Source organism: Actinomycetota bacterium (assembly GCA_035640355.1).
Lineage (GTDB): Bacteria > Actinomycetota > UBA4738 > UBA4738 > HRBIN12 > CALGFI01.
The window spans coordinates 110635-129660 of sequence record DASQWI010000002.1; the positions used below are offsets into that span (position 1 = coordinate 110635).

Here is a 19026-nt window from a genome sequence, read left to right on the forward strand (position 1 = left end):
ACGTGACAGGTGAACCCGTTGGAACGTCGGAAACGGGTGAAACGGATGTGATGTGCCCAACGCGTGCCCAACGGCTGAGGCGCCAACGGGTGGGCGTATCGTTCGCCTCACCAGGCTTGAAGGGAGGCGGATGGTGAAGGAACCCAAGGATGAGGCCGCCATCTGGGAGCTCTACGAGAAGGAGATCCGGGCAGCACTCCTCGAGGAATCTCCATCCTGGAGCGCGCGTGAAGCGGTCAACATGCGTCTAGCAGAAACCTACGCGCAACTCGAGCCGTACCTCGAAGCACAGAGGACGCTCGCCATCCATGAGGGCTACCAGCAGGCTCTCAGCAGGGACACCCGGTCGCGCGGACTCTTTGATGCGGACGAGCCGTTGGCCGTCGAATTGAAGAAGGTCCGCGAGGAGATAACCGAGCAGCGCGACAAGATCGCTGATCTCGAGGAGCAGTTCAGGGACAAGCTACAACGTGTCCAAATGCTTCGGGCGCTGCGCGAGAGTCTACCCACCGCCGAGAACGGCGCCGATCGGGAACCGCCCTAGAGAGGATGCCCGAGCGGGAACGCCACATCCTTGAGCGAGCGGTCCGAATCGTTGCAGAGCAGGCCGCGAAGGCGGACGCACTCGTCGACGAGGCGATCGCTACCGGCCTCGATGGGTCACACCCCGTCACCCTCCAAGCGAAGATGCTCCGCCTCGAACTACTGAACGTAAAAGCTGGCCTCGACCGCGAACTAGGCCGGCTCGTACTTCATTGCTCCGACTGCGGGCGCACGGTTCACTGGGTCACGGGCTTGGGGAACGCTCCCGGTCACTGGGCTCACCGCGAACCAGCGCCGCATGGCGAACCCAACCTGTAGCTCGCTTCGCTCAAACTGGAAGTCCGTGCTTCGTAAGAACTCTCTCCCAAGCCGCTAATGCGCGCGCTCCGACATCGGAGAGCCTCTCCCACCGACCGTTCACCTCGATCATGAACACGTCAACCGGCCCGCCTCGGAGCGTGAAGGGAGGATTACCTCTCAATCCGGCACCGCCGCGCTGTGCGCCTGTATCAATAGTCTCAGTCTGGACCGATGTTCGACGCCGTTCGACGTGCTTCAGGCCATTGCACACGTCCCACACGAGTTGCACCGGGTGAGCAGGGTCACCGCGGCATTCTGTCTTCATCTCACCGGCGGCTGCCCCGGCCGCTGGTCGGTCATCCTTCTCGAGCCATTCCCGCAGCGGGGCGGCCGTGCAGACGAAGTTGATGGCGTCATCTGACGTCGCGGTTTTCGCTTCCTGAAGTCGCTGTAGATCTCGTCGAGCTTTGTCGAGCAGGTTCTTGTACGTCCAGCCTAGAAAGGCGGCAATCATCTGGTCAGCTTAGACAGGGCCCACACCGACATAGGCGATGCAGGGTTCGGGGCCCGGGCTACTCTTGGCGAATGATCTGTGGATCGATCACGATCGAGTCGGGGAGGAACGCGCGCATTCGATGCTTCGCGACGACGAGTCCGCCTTCTTGCGTGCGCTCCAGCAAATCCAACTCGATGAGTCGTCGCGCGTCGCGCCGAACGGTCTTCTCTGTCATGCGCGCGTACGTCTCCCCAAGCTCGGGCGAGAGATCGGGCAACTCGGACAACCGGAAGGCTGTCCCCTCCTGATACCTCGACATCGCGAGAACAACCTTCGCGAGTCGATGACCGAGCTCGCTAGGCAACGAGTCGACAACTTCGTAGATGTAGTTTTCCCACGCCACATCGAGCTGCGCCTCTTGGATGCGAGCGATCTGGGCGCGCAGTCCGTCGACGAACCCCTCCGTCGCGTACTCGATGAACTCGACGAGGTCGCCGCCATTGCGACTGACGCCCGCGAGCCGTTGGTAGTACCGCGAGCGTGTGAGGTTGTAGTGATTCGAGAGCAGATGCGCCGCCGGGAATGGCACTCCGTTGGAGAGGAGAATCTGGAACTCGAGGAGGCGGCCGGTCCTGCCGTTGCCGTCCCCGAAGGGGTGGATCAACTCGAAGTAGAGGTGGGCGCAGATCGCCTTGAGGATCACATACGTAAGGTGGACGTCCGGCTGATCTTCGGGGGGAGCGAACTCATCCCGGAGCCAGTCGAGCATCCGGCGCATGAGGTAGTCGAGGTCCTCCGCGGGCGCGCCTCGGTACGGTCCGGCGATGACCGAGTGCATCCGAAGCTCACCCGGAACGACCTCTGGCGGGAGCTCAAGGCCCTTAAGAACCACCCGGTTCCACTCGCTGATCGTCTCGAGAGTTGGATCGCTTGGCCCGTTGACTTTGAGATCGTCGGCGATCGAGTTGAACGCCCCGATCATGTTCTGGACCTCCACCTCGAGGTACTCCTGGGACCGTGGAAGGTCGAGGTCCCCCGTCTCGACGATCGCTCGGACCTGCTCCTCCGTAAGAGTGTTGCCTTCGATCGAGGTGGTCGCCCATGCACCCTTCGCGAGGTAGACACGATGGAGCTCCTCGGCGACTGCCGGTCGCAGCGGCACGCCGCGGATGTGCTCGACTTTGCTAGTCGCCTCCCCGAGCAGCATCCATAGCCGACCCCCGGCCGACCGGATGTCGACCTTGAACTTCAACCACGGATGTGACGTCTCATACGCTCTGGGCACTGAATCACCTTCTCCTGTCCCGGCACCTGTCCTGGTCATAGCTATGCTGACCAGGCATTATGCTCGATATCGGCCTCGCTTGGGTCGCTCTTGAGTCGGATTCTGCCGCATTCCGTGTCCCCAGCATAGAGCCTGTGTGTCCTACGACCGGATGCGGGTCAGTTCCCCCGTGCTCGGTTCGAAGGAACTCCTGGAGGGGCGGCGCACGACGCCGCCCCTAACTCGTCGGATGGGTGGCCGAAGCTGACCGGCGCGGCTTGTTAAGGCGGAGGAGGAAGCTCCATCTCTGCCGGCTGCGCAACCCCCAACCGCTCGGCAACATCCATGAAGCGTGAGTCCTCGGCGTAGATCCGCTCGAGATCCTTCTTCGCCATCGCCTTCTTCCGACTCGCTTCGTACGCCAGCGCGCGGACGTACCGGGCGGCTCGGAGAAGTTCGGGCGGTCGTTTCGTGCTCCTGAGCGCCTCCTTGGCGGCGGCGATCGCGGAGTCCAGCAGTCTGAGCTCGTACAAAGCGTTTGCGCGCAGCGCCACGAGCTCACACGTGGCGTCGTCCTGGTTGGAGAAGCCCTCGCTGACGCGAACAACCTCGTTCCAGGCCGACTCGCCGGTGTACAGCTCGGCGAGGGACAAGGCGAAGATCGGATCGGGGGCGACGGACCCAAGCGACTCAAGGAGTTCGATCGCATTTCTCGTGTCTCCGGTCTCCTGGTAGAGCTCCGCGAGCATCAGGGCCGCGCCGACCGGACTGATGGGGAGCTCCGCCACAACGCTCGATGTGACTTGTATCCGAGTCATCCCCGTGACGCCGTACTTGACCATGAGCGGATCGGGAAGCCCCACGGACGACGCGACGACGTCCTCAAGCGGATCGATCGCGTCTTTGTACCGCTCGAGCGCGATGAGCGACATGGCCGCGAAATACTCCTCGCCGACGTGCCGCTCGCTCGCGTCTCGAGCTCGGACGTCCTGGAGTAACCGGACGGCCTCTTCGTGGCGCCCTTGCATGTACGCCGTGACGCCCTGAACGAACAGCTTCTCCTCTTTTGGTGCGAGGAGGCCAGCCTTCGGGAACATTTGAACGGGAGGCGCGACCGTGCGAGATGAGCTGGAGCGAGCACGTGACGAGGTGCCCGCCCGTGAGTCCTTCCGGTAGTAGAGGCCCGTGCCAGGAATCCCGGCGGTCTTGGTGGTTCGACCCGACGAATGGACCGAGTAGCGGAGACCGGGGACGCCGGCCGAGACCCCGACCCCTGTCTTCGAGAGATTGAGACGTACGCCCTTACCGAGCCTCACTGACTTGTACAGGCGGAACCCCATAGGAGATCCCTTTCCGTAGCTCGCGCCCTTGTACGGCGTTCGGGGAGACCAGTCAAACCGGCGGCTCCGACCACCCCACAGGACCGGAAGTTATGTCGACGGCCGTGATCTCGCCTCTCCGATCTCGACGACATCGAAGGACTTCGGTGCGGCCCCCGTCTGCCGGTACAGCGCGTCGAGGCCATCGGCGGCTCCCTGGTCGAGACCCTCAAGCAGGTGTCCATAGACATCCATTGACACGCGGATCGACGCGTGGCCGAGGCGATCGGCGATCGTCTTCGGATGCTCCCTTCGCGCGATGAGCATCGCGGCGTGCGAATGCCGCATGTCGTGAAACCGAAGCGGCTCCCCCACGGACGCTCGCACAGCTGGCATCCAGAAGCGCTGCCTGAACGTGTTACGGCGAAGTGGTCCACTACCGGGCGCGGTGAACACGTATCCATCGGCTGGCTTGCCTTGGACTTCCGCGGCGAGCAGCTCTACCAGGAACGACGGCACCGAAATCGTCCGACGGGAACGCCGCGTCTTGCACGGCGAGACCACGATCTCGCCGCGAACCTCGTTGAGCGTCTCCTCGATGCGGATCTGTCGGCGCAGGAAGTCGATGCGTTCGACTCGTAACGCCGCCAACTCACCGAATCTTGCGCCCGTATATGCGGCAGTGAGAACGAGCGTGCGATACCGCGGATCGATCGCATCCGCGAGTCGAGTGATCTGCTCGGCGTCGAGGAACCGCTGCTCCGTGTGCTCGCCGTTCGGCAGGATCTCGCCGAGCTCGACGTCCTCGAGTGGTGATCGTGGGATCCACCGCTTCCTAGCGGCGTAGCGCATCACGCGGCCGAGGAGCTGGAACGCCTTTTGAATGGTTGACCTCGCGCAGCCTCGATCGACGAGAGACGCGAGCCAGCGTTCGACCGCGGTCTCTGAGATATCGCGGATCGGAACGTCTGCGAACGTGGGAAGCACGAGGCTGTTCATCACCGACTCGTCGCGTGCCCGCGTCGAGGTTCGGCGGCCGGCGCTCGTCGTCTTGACGATCTCAGCGACGTCGGCGAACGCTCGACGGCCGTCGCGTGCCGTTGGCGTCGACTCGTTCCGCCGGCGGCGACTGTCCTCGTCGTGCAAGTGATCACGGGCGGCGCCGAGCGTCTGGTGCGACTTCTTGTGTGATCGACCCGCTGCGTCGCGCCACCGCGCAAACCAACGATCTATCTCGACCGGCTCGCCGATCTGAACGCCACCGCGCTCGACCTCGCGACGAAGCAGCGTCATGGCCTCCGTCGCCGTCGGACATGCACGCCGATGCTCTTGGCCAGCGGCGTCTCGCCAACGGGCCTCGACCATCCGGCTGATACGCGGATCACCTCTGCGTGCCACGACTGTCTCCTTTCCGTGATCGGCTGCTCGATGGTTTCTTCGCCTTGGTCACCGTGGCGTCAGCCGAGAGTCGGGCGTGCTTCCTCGGAGTCGGCCCGGCCGCGGCGAGGTGCACCGTTCCTGACGCCTTGCCCTTGCCAGCTCTCGTCAGTAGTCCGAGCTCGCGCGCTCGCGAGACGTACTTCGCGGCTCGGCCGTAGGAGACACCGAACGCCCGCTCGACTGCCCGCGTCGGCGCCTCGCCTTTGCGTCGCGCCTCTGCGTACACCGCGGCGACTCGGATCCAGTGATCGGCGCCCAGCCGTGTCAGGCCCGACTTCGTGAGCCGCCGCTCGAGTTCCTCCCGGGCGGCCTCGTCGTCTATCTCCGCCATCCCGACGCCTGCGCGCAGGAGAGCACCTCGCGCGCGGCCAATCAGCGAGGCGACATTCAGTCGACGGACAGCTGTCGTCGTCAACGGCCGGCGCTTCCGGCCCGCCACGGGCGAAATCGTGAGACCGACAGGCTCGAGCCGGTCCTCTATCCAGTCGAACTGGAACAGAAGCGCCCAGTCTCTCTCCGTGTGTTTCACGCTCAGCGCCTCGGCGTCGGCATCCACGGCGACGAGAGTACCGAAGGGGGAACGGTTAGGCAAGAGGTATCCCTATAGGTGCCTACCCCTCACTTGCCAGAACTAGCCAGGGGTAGGGGGTGGCACGTGCTCCCCCCCCATCTTTACCCTCGCTCTCAGCATGACCACCAAGCGATTGCTCGAGTTGGCAAAGGTCCGCGAGCTAGCGGTGAGCGGCGAAGCCAAGCGACTACGCGAGAAGGTCGGCCACCTGTCACTTGCTGAGGTCGCCGACCTCTGCGGCGTCTCTCCTGTGTCCGTGTGGCGATGGGAGCAAGGCGAAAAGCGTCCTCACGGAACGCCCGCGATTCGATTCCTCCGTCTGCTTGAGCAGCTTCGAGATCAGGAGGGCCTGTATGTCTGACGCCACTGCAACACGAGCCGTCACCGACGACGACCCGGAGAACGATCAGAACGACGACCTCTCCGACGGCGGGCAGCAGGACATGGACACGGGAACGACCCTCGGCCCGAACGCGACGCGGGAAGAATACGAAGCCGCGTCGCCGGCCGAGCAACGCCGGTTTGACGCTGACCACACTGACCGCCTCGGCGAGTGGACTGAGGAAGACCGTCAACGATCCGAGGCCGTCAGCTTCGACGACGAGGCGATTGAGCGCGAAGCCGCTGCGATCGACGAGGTGTTCGACGACGTCGCCGTCGGGCGGCTAGTTGAAGAGGCCATGCAGCTCGAGCAAGGCGCTCGCGATGGCACTGTCGTCTTCCAGGATGCGGAAGAGCGAACGAAGTACGAAGCCGCGATCATGAGCGTCACGGCGTCCGGCTCGCTGGGAGCTCACCCAACGTTGTCGGACGGGTCCTCTCGATTCAGCGCGGACCCGGAGTATCTAGCCGCCGTCCGTCGCCTCGCCGCGATGACGACGCTCATTCAACAGGCGCTTCCGGCGGCCGAGCTCATGGGTGGCGTCCATCGAGTCGAACGTCCCGATCAGTTCGGCAACGTCGACGTGTTCATCGGTGGACGATTTGTGGAGCGCGTCACGCCGGAGCAAGCCGCGGAGCGCGAAGAGGCACAGCGCCGCGACGAAGAGGAACGAGCCAAGTTCCCGTACGGACAGCCCGACAGGCTCGGCGTTGTCACGCTCTCACCCGACGATGTTCGAGCCTGGCCCGGAGGCCGGTGGCTCGAGTTCGGTCGACGATTTCCCGACCTTCAAGACGCGCTTTTGAAGGGCAATGCGATCCGTTTCACACCGCCCCGAGAGGAGGGCTAGCGCATGGGCAACACCGTCAAAGGCGCCACCGTTCGTTCGCGGACGATCGAGAACGACGAAGAGGTGCAGGTCTCCTCTCTCGACAGAGGCGAGGTTCCGACCGTCGCGTTTGCTTCGTTCGGCACGAGCCCCGCGTTGACGTCGATGCGGGGAGGTTCCGGCCGGTTCCGGATGCGCGTGACAAGCGGGACCGGCACTCCAGCGATCGCCGCGAACAATATCCAGATCACGTGTGGATTCGCCCCGCGCAAGGTGTTCCTCGACGCGGGGACGCAGGCGCCCGGGTTCTACGTCGCGTCCATCTCGGGGAACGTCATCAACATCGGCACGAAGGTCGCGCCGGCGGCGTCGACCGCCTTCGACTTCGAGCTCGTCGTGTTGCCGTAAGAGGGAGGAGTCGTGGGACTCGCATGCAGAACGTGCCGCGGAATGGGACGACTGAGGGATGGCTCTGACTGTCCCGTCTGCGTCGGCGGACAGCCGGATCCGTTCCCGCCGCGCGAGGTTTTGAACGATACGAACCAGTTCCGTCCGCCGATTCGACACGCTCGCGACTTGGGACCGAGCGAGGCAACACCGAGCGGCAACACCGTCGCCGGCGCGCTCGCTGCACCGGATGAACCGAGCGGGAGCGCTGACGATCGGTGATCGCTACGTACGACATTAGACCCGGCGAGCTTGCGGTCCGCGCTTCTCGTCGAGTGGCCTGTTCTTCACCGCTCCGCGCCGACGTCTTCGGCAGACACTTCATCGTCCTCCTCGACCGCGGCGTCGTCTACCTGCTTGACGAGCTGTTGGCAGAGGACTTCGCGAAGCAGGATCCGCGGGTGGTCATCGTGCCCGCCGATCGCGGCAGCCTGCCAGCGATCTTGCAACCAAGCGAACGTAGAGACGCTCAACGATGGATGCGTGGCGAGCTCCGAGCTGTGGGGGCGTCGCGTTGACGCGGCTGCTCAACCTCGGTGAGGTCGCCACCCGTCTGAGCGTCAGCAAGACGACCGCCTGGAGACTGCTCAAGAGCGGCGCCATCCCCTCCATCGAGGTGACAAGCAAGCTCCGCCGCGTCGATGAACGCGACCTCGAGCGGTTCATCGACGAACGGCGCGGACGAGCGGATCACGCCGACGTAGTCCCGCTCTCGAACCGGACAGCGTGATGGCGCGATCACGCAACAGTCGCGGACTCAAGCTCCTCCGTGAAGCCGAACGTCGCGAACGTCGTGACGCACGGCGAGCGGAGCGATTGCTACGAGCTGAGGACGCACGGCACCGCAGAACCGCGGGAGATCAGCAACAGAGCGGGAAGGAATCGTGAGCACCGACGTCGACGTTCTCGCCCGCGTCCGTCGTTACCGCGAGGCCGCACGCATAGCCGTTCGTGCGGACGCGTCGTTCAAGGATCGATGCCTGGCGCTCCTCGACATCGCCGATATGGCGCGCGAAGAGGAAGACGTCACGATCCGCACTTGGGCGGAGCGAGCGATCTGGGAGGAGTCGAAGGCGTTCCTCGGGATGGACGACGCCGAGCCCGAGCTTCCTCATCCGAGCTACGAGCAGCGCGTGCGTCGGCTGCGAGCGCAAGGTCTCGTCGCCTGTCGCGAGTGTCTCCATCCATTGCCGACGGACGAAGAGCTCGAGCGGTGGAGTCGCCTCCGTCGGGACTACACCGAACTGCGAGAGGCGCGCGAACAGGCAGTCGAGTCGTGAGAGATCCCGTTGCCGTGACGGCGCACCTGGAGAAGTTGAAGAGCAGCGCTCTTGAGATCCTCGGCCTCGAAGAAGTCATCGACCGTGTCGACCGGTCTGGCGCTCCGCGCTTTCTCGTCGAGGGATTGTGGCCCGCTGACGCGTACGGCGTATTGGGTGCCGAGGACAAAGCCGGCAAGACATGGGCTGCGCTCGACCTCGGCGTCTCGGTCGCGACCGGAACGCCGTGGTTCGGACGGTTCACATGCCCCAGCCCGGGACCCGTGACGCTCTTCCTCGGTGAGGGCGGAGAACGGTACTTCCTGAGGCGTCTGGAGGCGATCAGCGCCAGCCGAGCGCTCCCGATCGTCGATCTCATCGGGTCCGTGCGAGCGTGCTTCTCCGTTCCTCGGCTGCGCGATCGCGACCAGCTCGCAGAGGTGAGGGCGGAGCTCGAGGATCACTCTCCCAAGCTCGTCGTGATCGACCCCCTGTACCTCGCCGCCGCTGGAGCCAAGGGCTCGGACCTCTACGAGATGGGAGACGTCCTCGGTGGCGTTCAGCGCCTTACCCAGGAGGCAAAGGCGGCCCTGGTCGTCACCACACACTGGAACAAGACGGGCACCGGCAGTGGACCGGAGCGGTTCACCGGTGTTGGCCCTGGCGCGTGGGGCCGCGTGCTCGCTTCGGCTGCGGTCGAGCGTCGCGGCCAGGACCCCGACGGCTCAAGCGTCGTCCTGCTCCGATGGGACTTCCGTGGCAGCGAGATCCCCGACACCGTCTTTCGGATGCGCCGGCGCGTCCGGAGCGACGACCCCCGGAGCCTCACCGCCCGGCTGTTCTACGAGGTAGAGGTGACCAGCGAGAGTGAGGACGTCGTGTCCTCGGAGGCCCGGATCTTCGCCGTGCTCGAGGCGGCTGGCATCGACGGCCTGAGCGTCCGTGAGATCGGGGACGCCCTGGCGAGCGACGGAAGGGGCAAGCCGCTCACCGTCCGCACGATCCAGCGGGTCCTGAACGACCTGGCCGAAGCTGGCCGGATTGACGGCGAGAAGGGCGACCGCGGCCGCCCGGGGCGGTGGTGGCTGACGTGATGTGCGACATGGTGCGACATGGTGCGACACGCGAAATGTCGCAGCGACATGAGGTGCGACATTTGGGTGCGACCCCTATAGGTGGGGGCGCTTGTCGCACCCCCCACCCGAGTCCTACGCCCCGACAGGGTGCGACACGGGCAATGTCGCACCTCCCGCCCCAGGTGAGCGACACCCGGCCGACGTCCGCTGTCGCACCACTGAAGACACCCGGACGCAACCCCGGGAAGAGTGCCCCTGGAGGCCGACCCACTCTCTTCCCCGGAGGAAACCGTGCCGAACTGCCCTCACCCGGAGCCAGCCCTCCCGATCTGGCCGCTGATCCGCCCGCTGGCCGAGGATCGACGTCGCGAGCGTCGGAGCGGTTGCCGTGAGGATCGGACACGCCACCTTCGGGCCGTGGGTCGTGGACCTCGACGGCTTGGTGCTCGATCTCACCGCCGGACCTGATCGCGCATCCTGCCGCTACGAGATCGACCTCGAGCGGTGCACGACGCCGGCGGAGGTCCTCGACTGGATCTTCCAGGTCCGGGGGAAGGCGTTCGCCTCGCCTGAGGTCCTCACCGGGCTGATTCATGCGTTGCAAGCCACGCTCGACCCTCAGGCGACGCTGTGTTCGTGGGGCGTGGCCAAGGACGCCCCGGTCACGGCTGCTGACGTTCGCCGCCGGCTGATCGAGTACCTCGGGGTTCACGACGCCGAGGAGGAGCTCCGAGAGAGCGAGGCCTCGGAAAGGTCTCCGGCGTTCAGCTTCGTGGCGTTCAACTTGAGGGAGTGGCATGAGGCAACCGAGCGCCACGCCAAGCGTTGGGAGGCGGCCATCGACGCCGCGTCAACGCCATGAGAACGAGGCAGGCTGATCCCGCCGAGCTGTGCCATACACGTGCCCAACGACTGTTCGCGGTACCGCTGGCCAGCGCCGTTCCAGTGGCCTCTTCCCCGTCGAGGAAGCGCGGGCGGCATTCCTCCGCCCCATCGGAGCCGCCGAGCCGAGCTCGAACGCCGCGGCACGACGTAGGAGGCCGCGACTGCGCCGTCGCGCTCGCTGGTGGGCCCCGCCAGCGCCGCGATCGAGAGCTGCAACCGCGCGCGCGCGCACGCCTGCGGCAGGTCTTTGACCCGGGGGATGTTCCCCTGGCCTCTTCAACCCCTGTAGTTAGCTTGCTCCTCGGCCATGTCCAACGCCGACCCAGACGTTGTCGCAGGTCCCACAGCCGCTCCCTCTCGTCTCCGAAGGCCGCGGTCTGATGCCGGGGAACCGGATCTCGTCGGCGCAGAAGTCGCGCTTCTTCCGCCTGCTCGAAACCGGCATGACCGTCCCGCAGGCCGGAAGGCAGGTCGGCATTAGCCGACAGAGCGCCTGGCGCCTCTCGGTCGGGCTGGATGGCACCTACCCAGTGTCGCGTTCGATCGCCGAGGCCGAGCGTCGCGACGAGCAGCAGCCGGACCCCAAGCCGTGGGACGAGCTCGACGATGGCGCGCGCGAGGCCCTGCGGTCGTTCTCCGTCTTCGCCGAGCGATTCCTGCTGCGCAGGCCCGTGCCGTGGCGTGAGGATGCGGCGCAGCGTGTGGTCGAGGCGTTGCAGGACCGGAGCACTCGCTCGTATCACGTACTGAACATGCCGCCCGGCAGCGGCAAGTCGACGCTGTTCACGATGGACCTCGTCGTCTGGCTCCTCGCCGGCGGTGGTCGGTGCGATCCGCTTCGCGGGCGGGCGACCAGGATCATGCTCGGGAGCTTCGGCTACAAGGTAGCGACGCACTATGTCGGCCGGATCGCTCGCCTCCTCGAATCGCCGCGACCGTTCTACGACAAGGGCAGGTCGCTCCGTGCGGAGCGCTCAATCGTGCATGCGTTCGGGAGGTTCAAGCCGCGACAGCAAGGGATCCCATGGAAGGCCGACGAGTTCATCGTCGAGCAGCTCGAGGACGTCGATCTGAGCGAGAAGGAGCCGAGCTGCCAGGCGGCCTCGTTCGAATCGCGGTTCCTCGGCGAGCGCGTTGAGCTCGCGATCTGGGACGACCTCGTCACGACGGCGAACGTCCGATCCGTTGAGGTCCGAACCGAGCTCGCGCGTTGGTATGAGGATGAGGTGGAGTCGCGTGTCGAGCCGGGCGGTTCGCTCCTGCTCGTCGGTCAGCGTCTCTCTCCCGATGACTTGTATCGGTCGAGGCTCGACATCAACTACGTGGACGATGAAGGCGTGCCACGCCGCAAGTACACCCACGTGAAGTACCCGGCGCATCACGAGGCGACGTGCGATGTCGCCACGCCGAACGGATCGCATCGCCAGTGGGACGCGCGTGAAGACGGCTGTTTGTTGGACGCAGAGCGATTGTCGTGGGCGGAGCTGCAGGCGGAACGCGCATCGAACCCTCGGAAGTTTCAGCTCGTGTATCAGCAGCTAGACGTAGATCCGTCCTCCGCGTTGGTCGATCCGGCATGGCTCGAGGGCGGTGTCGATCGCGACGGCGTCCTCGCGCCGGGGTGTCGCGACGAGGACCGAGGGTTCCTCGAATGGCCGCAGGGCGTCTCGGGTCTCGTCGACTACGTGTCCGTCGACCCGAGCGCCGGCAACTTCTGGGGCATCGAGTGGTGGGCGATCCAACCCGAGACGAAGGTTCGATACCTCATCCGAGGACTTCGCTCGTCGCGGTTCACTGCCGGCGATCTCCTGCAGTGGTCCACGTCGCGAAGTGACCTGACCGGCCTCATGCAAGAGTGGCAAGTGCTATCCCTCGAACTCCATCATCCGATCCGGTGCTGGGTGATCGAGGGGAACTCGGCGTTCAAAGGGTTGGTGCAATACGACCACTTCCGCGCGTGGCAACGACGCCACGGCGCGGCGGTGATCCTGCATCAGACGCAGCGGAACAAGAACGATGAACAGACGGGCGTCGAGGCTCTGCTGCCGCCCCTCTACCGACAGGGACTCAAACGACTGCCGGCGAGCCGTGGCGACATGGACGCGCGAGGGTTCACGATCAAGTTCGCGAAGGAGCTCACCGAGTACCCCGAATCAGCGACGAAGGACTTGGTGATGGCAGATTGGCAAGCGGAGTGGAACATGGCGAAGATCCTTGCGGTCGGTCGTCGTGCTACCGGCCGTGCGATCGTCGACACGGCGCTCCCGCCGTACCTCGAGGCGAAACGGGGCGAGATCGAGTTCGAGGACGCGCTTTCGTGATGTCGTGAGCGATCTGCACTCTCATGACGTCGGTTCGGTGTCGCGCTGCCGTTCTTGGCTGAGCACTTGCAGTTCACTCTCGATCCTGTCGAGTCGAGCGGCGATATCCCGAAGCCCGACGTCGTCTGTTGGCGTATCGACCTCGCGGCCTCGCTCAAGCAGGAAGGAAGCTAGAGACGCCGCGAGTAGCCCAAATACGCCAACCCCAATGAGCATTAGCGCTACTCCGACGCCGCGCCCGATCGGAGACGTTGGGAAACGGTCTCCGTACCCAACCGTGGTCAGAGTCGTAATCGCCCACCACAGGCCGTCGCCCACCGTCTCGATGTTCTTGTCGGGGCTTTCCTGCTCGACGGCCCACACGAGCACACCGGCTCCGCATGTAAGAACGCCCACCGTGAGCAGCGTGTAGCCGAGCCCATGGCGAGTCAGCACGACCCGTGCGGCGCCTAACCCGCGCATCAGGAACACAACGACCCGGGACGCGCGCAAGAGCCGGAGCAGGCGCGCCGAACGCACAACCCTGAGGGGTCTCAGCAACGGCAAAGCGACGACGACGAGATCGACGACGTTCGCTCGCACGAACGCGCGCTTCGACGGCGCGAGGTACAGGCGGACTCCGTACTCCACGGCGAAGAGACCCCAGATGATCCAGTCCGCCGTGAAGAACGCCGTTTCAGTCGCAGGGGATAGGTCGGCGACCCAAGGGATGACCAGCAGCGGGATGATGGCGAGCGACAGGACCATCATGAGCCACGCCGTCTGTCGCTCGAAGCGATCGAGGGCTTCGGCCGAACCGCTCATGCCGCCATCGTGCAGGATTCGACACTAAGGATGCCCACTTAGACAATCCGAAGGCCGGAGGGGAGAATCACGAACCGATCTTCAACCCAATCATGAGATGGCTCCGGCCAACTCGTCGAGCGTCCGATACTCGAAAATTCGCGTTCGCGCCGGCCTGATTGCTGTCGCACAGAGGCTGCGCCACCTGTTCCGCACGTCCTGATTCGGATTGGCAACTACGAGCGCCGACAACCGGCGAGGGACTTCAGTCGCGAGATGAAGCCGAATGAGAGCCTGCGAAAGAGCGTCGACGTCGGGCGCCGAATACCCCACGACGACGAGGGCCCTGCAGCGCGCAAGCGCATCCCGAGCAGCGGCCCACACCGTGGCGAATGGTTCGGCCGCTATGGACTTGCCAGCAATAGGTGGAATGATTCTCTCCGCCGCTGACCCCACGTAGGGATCGGCCCGAAGCGCAAGCGTTGTGACTCCTCCTTTGCTCGAGACACGCCAGTTCAACGACCCATGTGGCTTCAGCAATTGAATTGGCGACCGAATCCGGCGGCGCACCGGTCCTCCCCAATACTGAGCACCCAAGGCAGCCGCAAAACCGTAGCTTCGCGCCGGATCGAACCGCGACTGGACGCCATGAACGGTAGCCAGAGTTTGATCGATGAGACAGTCATAATTGAAACTGATTACGGAGTCCCCGCTGCGAAGCGTTGAAACGATGGCATTGTGAAAGTCGCAGCTCCGATCGCCGATCGCCTCGGCGAAGAGCTCGACAAGGGCCACGAGAAATGCGTCCTGCATACGTTTGTAGGTGCCGAGTGGACGCCCCGGCCTCCGCTGTAGCTGAGCAATATCGCCACTCGCGACGAGCTGCGAGAAGACAAGCTCCATCGACCTGGAAGCGAACCCGCCAAACTCTTCGGCGACGCGCTCCAGCAGATACCGTATGTCGGCGGACCGGTTCGACATGCGCTCGAGCTGTAGGAAGAAGTCCGCATCGAGCGGTGGTTGTGGCGCACCCGCTCGACCGGCTACGAATGACGCGCCACGCGTGGCGCCGGCGCCGAGAATCAGGACAGCGGGCGAAACATTCCCAGCTCCGAGACCGTCGAGATTCATTCCGGCAGTGTTTAGTCGAGATTCAGCCGGAGGCTCGACGCTCGCGTTCAGATAACTGATCTAGCTCGTTTAGGACGTCGGTTATGACATCGCTAACGTGAAGAACGGAAGCCTTGACGCTGTCAAACAGGGCGTCCAATTCCGGTCTACTGTTGAGTACTCCCTGGCTGGTTAGCGTTGCGACTTCCAAGCCGTCGGGGTTGAAGACCTTCAGCGCCGTCCCCGCAAGATCTCTCGTTAGGAGAATCGTCGCGCTCTTCGCGCTGATCGTAAAACTATCGTTCGCGACCGTTTCCCATTCGAGTTGCTGGTGGCGAGTGAGATCGATCAGGCGCGAGAGCAGGGTCTCAATTGGTGACGCGTCAGCCGATGGCACCCGACCCCTCCTCGGTTTGGGACGTGTGCCACGGATCGTCCACTTTGGTCATCCTCACCCTCGTCCCTCTATCGGAATCGTCGGCACCGTCCAAAGCTAGTACACCCGGCAAGACGCAGGCTCCCTGAGTCGAACATCTCAAACCCCTTCCCCGATACCGCGCCGCGTTGCCGTGAACCGCGGCGATCGTGGATGAGGCTGTCTCCTCGTGCTCGCGTGCGTATGCCAGTCGGCGCCGAACACGCCGTGATGTGCCCAACTTGTGCCCAACGGAGGGGATCGCCGAAGGTCACTCGTGCCAACAAGCGGTTCTGACCTGCGGTTTCTCGGTGGGCGCTAGAGGATTCGAACCTCTGGCCTCTTCCGCGTCAAGGAAGCGCTCTACCCCTGAGCTAAGCGCCCGAGAGCCCCGGATGGTACCTGAGGGGCCGTTCGAGGCGGGGACCGGAATTGAACCGGTGTAGAGGGATTTGCAGTCCCTTGCCTAACCACTCGGCCACCCCGCCGTGGCGACCGCGTCACGGGCCGAAGGAACAGTGTACCGAGCTGCCCAGACGCCTCCTCGGATCACCGTGACCTCGTGCCCGCTTCGACGCGCGAAGAGCGAGTTCCCGGGCGGTCACGATGTCGAGGCGCGGCGAGCTGACACGCCGTAGCCAGACCGAGGTGAAGGGCGAGCGACGTCAGCATCGACCAGATGAGCAGGGCGACGATCGACAACAGTGACCCGTACGCGCTGCTCGTCTGGATCGAGAAGTACAGCGATAGCAGGCCAGTGAACGCAGCCCACATCACAACGGCGACGAGCGACCCGGCAAGGATCGCGCGTGGTGGCCCGATCTGCCGACGCGGCGCTATGCGGAACAGAATGAACACCGCGAGCGCGGCGACGGCGAGCCCGATCGGCCAACGGGCGATCGACCAAACCGTCTCCGCCTCATCCGCCCATCCGACGCCCGAGGCGATGGCCCGCCCCGCGCCGAGGAGGAGGCCGCCGAGGCCGAGCAACACACCAACCGTGGCTGCAAGGAGGGCGGCGACGACGTAGCGGCGGACCGGTGATCGATCCACGGCGAGCCCTGCGATCCGATTCGCTGATCGCTCCACCTGTGCCATCGCCAGCGTTCCCGTCGCGAAGGCCGCTGCGAGGCCGAAAACCGCCGCCGAGCTCCCGGCGTGCGCGCCGCGGGCGGCGGCTTCACCCACCAAGCGTGCGGCAGGGCCGGGAGCGATCGCTCGGTCGAGCTCCACGACGACGCCGCGGAACCACTCCGCGTCCAGCAGGCTGGCGAGCCCGATCACGCCGATGAACCCCGACAGCACGATCAGGATCGACTCGTACGCGAGCGCTCGAACGTGCGACGTGCCATCGGCGTCCACGAAGCGCCGCAGCGTGCGAGCGCCAAAGTCAGCAGCACCGCGAGCTGAACGCACTCCGGATTTCTCGCGAAGGTCAACTACATCGGGACGTGTCATGGATTGACTGTTCCCGCGGATGAAGCGCTCGAACCACCCTCCCCCATTGCACTGATCGCGACCCGGGTTGCCCCAGGCGTGCTTCGTAACGAAGAATGCCGTCCGACCCCGACCATGAGATCGAGCGGCGCGATCCTCTGTGCGGTAATGCTCGCCCTTTCCGCTTGCACTTCGGAGGGCGGGGCCGACAACGGCGTCGGGCCGCCACGGCCGGGCGAGCCAATGCGGCTCGAGGTGTTCGTCTACAACGTCGAGTACGGGGGCGACGAGACGACCGACGCCGTCATCGAGGCGATCGACGCCGACATCGTGGGCGTCCTCGAGTCCTACAACCGAATATCCGAAACTGCCGAGCGAACGGGGTACGCGTATCACAACACCAGCCTGCAGATCCTCTCGAAGTACCCGATCCACGAGCCGTCGGGCGCCGATGGGCGGTACGCGTTCATCGAGGTGCGACCGGGCGAGGTCGTGGCCTTCTTCAACATCCATCTCGATTACGTCAAGTACGGCCCCAGGCTGCTGCGCAACGGCACGCCGCTAGATCAGGTCCTCGCATCCGAGAACGAGGTGCGGACCTCGACGCTCGACGTTCCGCTCGCGCAGATGCAGGAGCTCATCGATCAGGGCTACCCCGTGTTCTTCACCGGCGACCACAACGAGCCGTCGCATCTCGATTACGGCGCCGAGACGGTTGGCACGCGCGATGGGATACGCGAAGCGGTGCCCTGGCCCGTCAGCATCTCGATCACTGAGGCCGGTTTCCGGGACACGTATCGGGAGATCCACCCGGACCCGCTCAAAGACCCGGCGATCAGTCATTTCGGAGCGGAGGACCGAATCGATTTCCTCTATGCCGCCGGGCCGAGCGAGACGCTCGACAGCCGACTGGTCGGCGAGGAGGGCGGCGAGGGCGTCGACGACGGGTTCGATCCATGGACGTCGGACCATCGTGCGTTCGTCTCGACGTTCGAAGTGACGCCGGTTTCGATGCCGCAGATGGTCTCGGTGGATACGGCGCTGCTCGACCAGGGCGACCCGCTGACGGTGAGCTACCAGACCTCCGGCGACGGCTCGGTCGCGATCGTGCCGTCCGGCGGTGCTCCAGAGGGCGCGCTCCAGACGGAGGGCGTGACGGGCTCGCGCGGCAGCACGACCGCGTTCGACACTACCGAGCTCGAGCCGGGTGGCTACGATGCGTTGCTCCTCGACGCTGATGGCGCCGAGCTCGCGCGCGTGGGAGTCGTCGTTCGAGATCCGAACGCGCAGATCGACGTCTCGACCGACAAGACGACGTACGAGTCCGGTGAGCCCATCACCGTCTCGTGGGAGGGCGGTCCGGCGAACCGGTGGGACTGGATCGGCGTGTACAAGGCGAACAAGGCCGATCCGAAGGTGGACTACTACTTGATCTGGAACTACACCGGCCTGCACGATTCGGGAACGGAACCGCCGGTCGTGAACGGGTCCGTGACGTTCGACGACTCGACCATGGGGAATCCGTGGCCGCTGCCGCCCGGCGAATACGTCGCCCACTATCTCGTCACGGACCGGTACCGAACGATCGGGAACGCGACGTTCGAAGTGACCTGAGACCTGCCGGCTCATGGATGAGCCGGATCAATGCACCGGCTTCGACCGTCGTTTCTCAGGTCGTCATGAAGCGACACTCCAGGCCCGGAGCGAAGCTCTCGTGACCAGCACCCGAACAACCAGGCTGACACTCGAGGTCGCAGCGACGGCCGCCATGGCTAGCTCCGGACGGGAGGCCAGCGCGAACAGCACCACCAGCAGCAGGCGGGCGTCGCGGCCGCCGAACAGGAACCCGATCCACCGCTCCGGGGCGCGCGGGAGCCCGAGCGCCGCGATGCGGTCCTTGGACGCCATCGACAACATCGAGCCCGCTGTCGCCGCGATGGCCAGGATCGCCACGAGCTCAGGCGCGATGGCCCGCTCGAGCGCCCATAAAGCGAGGCCGCCGATAACGGCCGCGTCGGCGATGCGGTCGAGTATTCCGTCCAAGAACGCGCCGGCGGGGTTGGTGCGCACCTGAAGCCGGGCGATCTCCCCATCCACTCCGTCCAGCAGCGACGACAAGTGCACGAGGACGGCGCCGGCGACCCCGGCG

At 65.0% G+C, this 19026-nt stretch carries 21 protein-coding genes, 2 tRNA genes and 1 pseudogene; 10 read left to right on the plus strand and 14 right to left on the minus strand.

Features of this window, described 5'->3' with window-relative positions:
• Positions 1-133: 133 nt before the first annotated feature.
• Complete coding sequence (locus VFA08_01280; protein HYZ12228.1) at positions 134-544, plus strand: hypothetical protein; 411 nt, start codon at positions 134-136, stop codon at positions 542-544.
• 327 nt (positions 545-871) lie between these two features.
• Here the strand turns inward: VFA08_01280 and VFA08_01285 are convergent, their stop codons facing one another.
• The 6 genes and pseudogenes from VFA08_01285 to VFA08_01310 all read right to left on the minus strand — a co-directional run bounded on the left by VFA08_01285 (position 872) and on the right by VFA08_01310 (position 5918).
• A complete protein-coding gene (locus tag VFA08_01285) occupies positions 872-1357 on the minus strand; it encodes a hypothetical protein (protein ID HYZ12229.1) in 486 nt (161 codons plus the stop codon).
• Between the two features lie 58 nt (positions 1358-1415).
• On the minus strand, positions 1416-2624 hold the full coding sequence (locus tag VFA08_01290; GenBank protein ID HYZ12230.1) for a Fic family protein: 1209 nt from the start codon (positions 2622-2624) through the stop codon (positions 1416-1418).
• A gap of 260 nt (positions 2625-2884) precedes the next feature.
• A complete protein-coding gene (locus VFA08_01295; protein HYZ12231.1) occupies positions 2885-3700 on the minus strand; it encodes a CDC27 family protein in 816 nt (271 codons plus the stop codon).
• An 84-nt stretch (positions 3701-3784) separates the two neighbouring features.
• Positions 3785-3943, minus strand: a pseudogene (locus tag VFA08_01300) (DUF4236 domain-containing protein).
• A gap of 90 nt (positions 3944-4033) precedes the next feature.
• Positions 4034-5320, minus strand: coding sequence for a site-specific integrase (locus tag VFA08_01305; GenBank protein ID HYZ12232.1), 1287 nt, complete (start codon positions 5318-5320; stop codon positions 4034-4036).
• A complete protein-coding gene (locus VFA08_01310) occupies positions 5304-5918 on the minus strand; it encodes a hypothetical protein (protein ID HYZ12233.1) in 615 nt (204 codons plus the stop codon). The genes VFA08_01305 and VFA08_01310 overlap by 17 nt, the downstream gene beginning before the upstream one ends.
• A 133-nt stretch (positions 5919-6051) precedes the next feature.
• Between VFA08_01310 and VFA08_01315 the strand changes: the two genes are divergently transcribed.
• The 3 genes from VFA08_01315 to VFA08_01325 are packed head-to-tail and all read left to right on the plus strand — an operon-like array spanning position 6052 to position 7552.
• Positions 6052-6294, plus strand: a complete 243-nt coding sequence (locus VFA08_01315) for a helix-turn-helix domain-containing protein (GenBank protein ID HYZ12234.1) — start codon at positions 6052-6054, stop codon at positions 6292-6294.
• On the plus strand, positions 6287-7165 hold the full coding sequence (locus VFA08_01320; protein HYZ12235.1) for a hypothetical protein: 879 nt from the start codon (positions 6287-6289) through the stop codon (positions 7163-7165). Before VFA08_01315 ends, VFA08_01320 begins: the two co-directional genes overlap by 8 nt.
• A 3-nt stretch (positions 7166-7168) precedes the next feature.
• On the plus strand, positions 7169-7552 hold the full coding sequence (locus tag VFA08_01325) for a hypothetical protein (GenBank protein HYZ12236.1): 384 nt from the start codon (positions 7169-7171) through the stop codon (positions 7550-7552).
• 326 nt (positions 7553-7878) lie between these two features.
• Here VFA08_01325 and VFA08_01330 read toward each other — a convergent pair whose 3' ends face one another.
• Complete coding sequence (locus VFA08_01330) at positions 7879-8040, minus strand: hypothetical protein (GenBank protein ID HYZ12237.1); 162 nt, start codon at positions 8038-8040, stop codon at positions 7879-7881.
• Between the two features lie 26 nt (positions 8041-8066).
• On the opposite strand from VFA08_01330, the gene VFA08_01335 reads away from it, so the two are divergent.
• From VFA08_01335 to VFA08_01355, 5 genes are all read left to right on the plus strand, one after another.
• Positions 8067-8321, plus strand: a complete 255-nt coding sequence (locus tag VFA08_01335; protein ID HYZ12238.1) for a helix-turn-helix domain-containing protein — start codon at positions 8067-8069, stop codon at positions 8319-8321.
• Positions 8322-8475: 154 nt separating this feature from the next.
• Positions 8476-8871, plus strand: coding sequence for a hypothetical protein (locus VFA08_01340; protein HYZ12239.1), 396 nt, complete (start codon positions 8476-8478; stop codon positions 8869-8871).
• Positions 8868-9944: an AAA family ATPase gene (locus tag VFA08_01345; GenBank protein ID HYZ12240.1), complete on the plus strand. Its 1077-nt coding sequence runs from the start codon at positions 8868-8870 to the stop codon at positions 9942-9944. The genes VFA08_01340 and VFA08_01345 overlap by 4 nt, the downstream gene beginning before the upstream one ends.
• Positions 9945-10314: 370 nt before the next feature.
• Positions 10315-10788, plus strand: coding sequence for a hypothetical protein (locus tag VFA08_01350; protein HYZ12241.1), 474 nt, complete (start codon positions 10315-10317; stop codon positions 10786-10788).
• 403 nt (positions 10789-11191) lie between these two features.
• Complete coding sequence (locus VFA08_01355) at positions 11192-13132, plus strand: hypothetical protein (protein HYZ12242.1); 1941 nt, start codon at positions 11192-11194, stop codon at positions 13130-13132.
• A gap of 21 nt (positions 13133-13153) precedes the next feature.
• On the opposite strand, the gene VFA08_01360 is transcribed toward VFA08_01355, so the two are convergent.
• The 6 genes from VFA08_01360 to VFA08_01385 all read right to left on the minus strand — a co-directional run bounded on the left by VFA08_01360 (position 13154) and on the right by VFA08_01385 (position 16856).
• Complete coding sequence (locus tag VFA08_01360; protein HYZ12243.1) at positions 13154-13936, minus strand: ion transporter; 783 nt, start codon at positions 13934-13936, stop codon at positions 13154-13156.
• A 90-nt stretch (positions 13937-14026) separates the two neighbouring features.
• Positions 14027-15046 carry a hypothetical protein gene (locus VFA08_01365; protein HYZ12244.1) on the minus strand — a complete coding sequence of 340 codons (1020 nt, stop codon included), beginning with the start codon at positions 15044-15046 and terminating at the stop codon, positions 14027-14029.
• A 22-nt stretch (positions 15047-15068) separates the two neighbouring features.
• Positions 15069-15422 carry a hypothetical protein gene (locus VFA08_01370; GenBank protein ID HYZ12245.1) on the minus strand — a complete coding sequence of 118 codons (354 nt, stop codon included), beginning with the start codon at positions 15420-15422 and terminating at the stop codon, positions 15069-15071.
• Between the two features lie 330 nt (positions 15423-15752).
• A tRNA-Val gene (locus VFA08_01375) sits at positions 15753-15824 on the minus strand.
• A gap of 33 nt (positions 15825-15857) precedes the next feature.
• A tRNA-Cys gene (locus VFA08_01380) sits at positions 15858-15928 on the minus strand.
• 61 nt (positions 15929-15989) lie between these two features.
• Positions 15990-16856 carry a YihY/virulence factor BrkB family protein gene (locus VFA08_01385; protein HYZ12246.1) on the minus strand — a complete coding sequence of 289 codons (867 nt, stop codon included), beginning with the start codon at positions 16854-16856 and terminating at the stop codon, positions 15990-15992.
• Positions 16857-17012: 156 nt separating this feature from the next.
• On the opposite strand from VFA08_01385, the gene VFA08_01390 reads away from it, so the two are divergent.
• Positions 17013-18491, plus strand: a complete 1479-nt coding sequence (locus VFA08_01390; protein ID HYZ12247.1) for a hypothetical protein — start codon at positions 17013-17015, stop codon at positions 18489-18491.
• Positions 18492-18554: 63 nt separating this feature from the next.
• Here the strand turns inward: VFA08_01390 and VFA08_01395 are convergent.
• On the minus strand, positions 18555-19026 hold a 472-nt coding region (locus VFA08_01395; protein ID HYZ12248.1), incomplete at its 5' end, for a CDP-alcohol phosphatidyltransferase family protein.

Excerpts from the sequence above, each read along its gene's own strand:
- VFA08_01285 (HYZ12229.1), bottom strand. The coding sequence starts at position 1,357 with ATGATTGCCGCCTTTCTAGGCTGGACGTACAAGAACCTGCTCGACAAA.
- VFA08_01315 (HYZ12234.1), top strand. The coding sequence starts at position 6,052 with ATGACCACCAAGCGATTGCTCGAGTTGGCAAAGGTCCGCGAGCTAGCG.
- VFA08_01295 (HYZ12231.1), bottom strand. The coding sequence starts at position 3,700 with ATGTTCCCGAAGGCTGGCCTCCTCGCACCAAAAGAGGAGAAGCTGTTC.
- VFA08_01365 (HYZ12244.1), bottom strand. The coding sequence starts at position 15,046 with ATGAATCTCGACGGTCTCGGAGCTGGGAATGTTTCGCCCGCTGTCCTG.
- VFA08_01335 (HYZ12238.1), top strand. The coding sequence starts at position 8,067 with ATGGATGCGTGGCGAGCTCCGAGCTGTGGGGGCGTCGCGTTGACGCGG.
- VFA08_01325 (HYZ12236.1), top strand. The coding sequence starts at position 7,169 with ATGGGCAACACCGTCAAAGGCGCCACCGTTCGTTCGCGGACGATCGAG.
- VFA08_01320 (HYZ12235.1), top strand. The coding sequence starts at position 6,287 with ATGTCTGACGCCACTGCAACACGAGCCGTCACCGACGACGACCCGGAG.
- VFA08_01390 (HYZ12247.1), top strand. The coding sequence starts at position 17,013 with ATGAGATCGAGCGGCGCGATCCTCTGTGCGGTAATGCTCGCCCTTTCC.
- VFA08_01360 (HYZ12243.1), bottom strand. The coding sequence starts at position 13,936 with ATGAGCGGTTCGGCCGAAGCCCTCGATCGCTTCGAGCGACAGACGGCG.
- VFA08_01355 (HYZ12242.1), top strand. The coding sequence starts at position 11,192 with ATGCCGGGGAACCGGATCTCGTCGGCGCAGAAGTCGCGCTTCTTCCGC.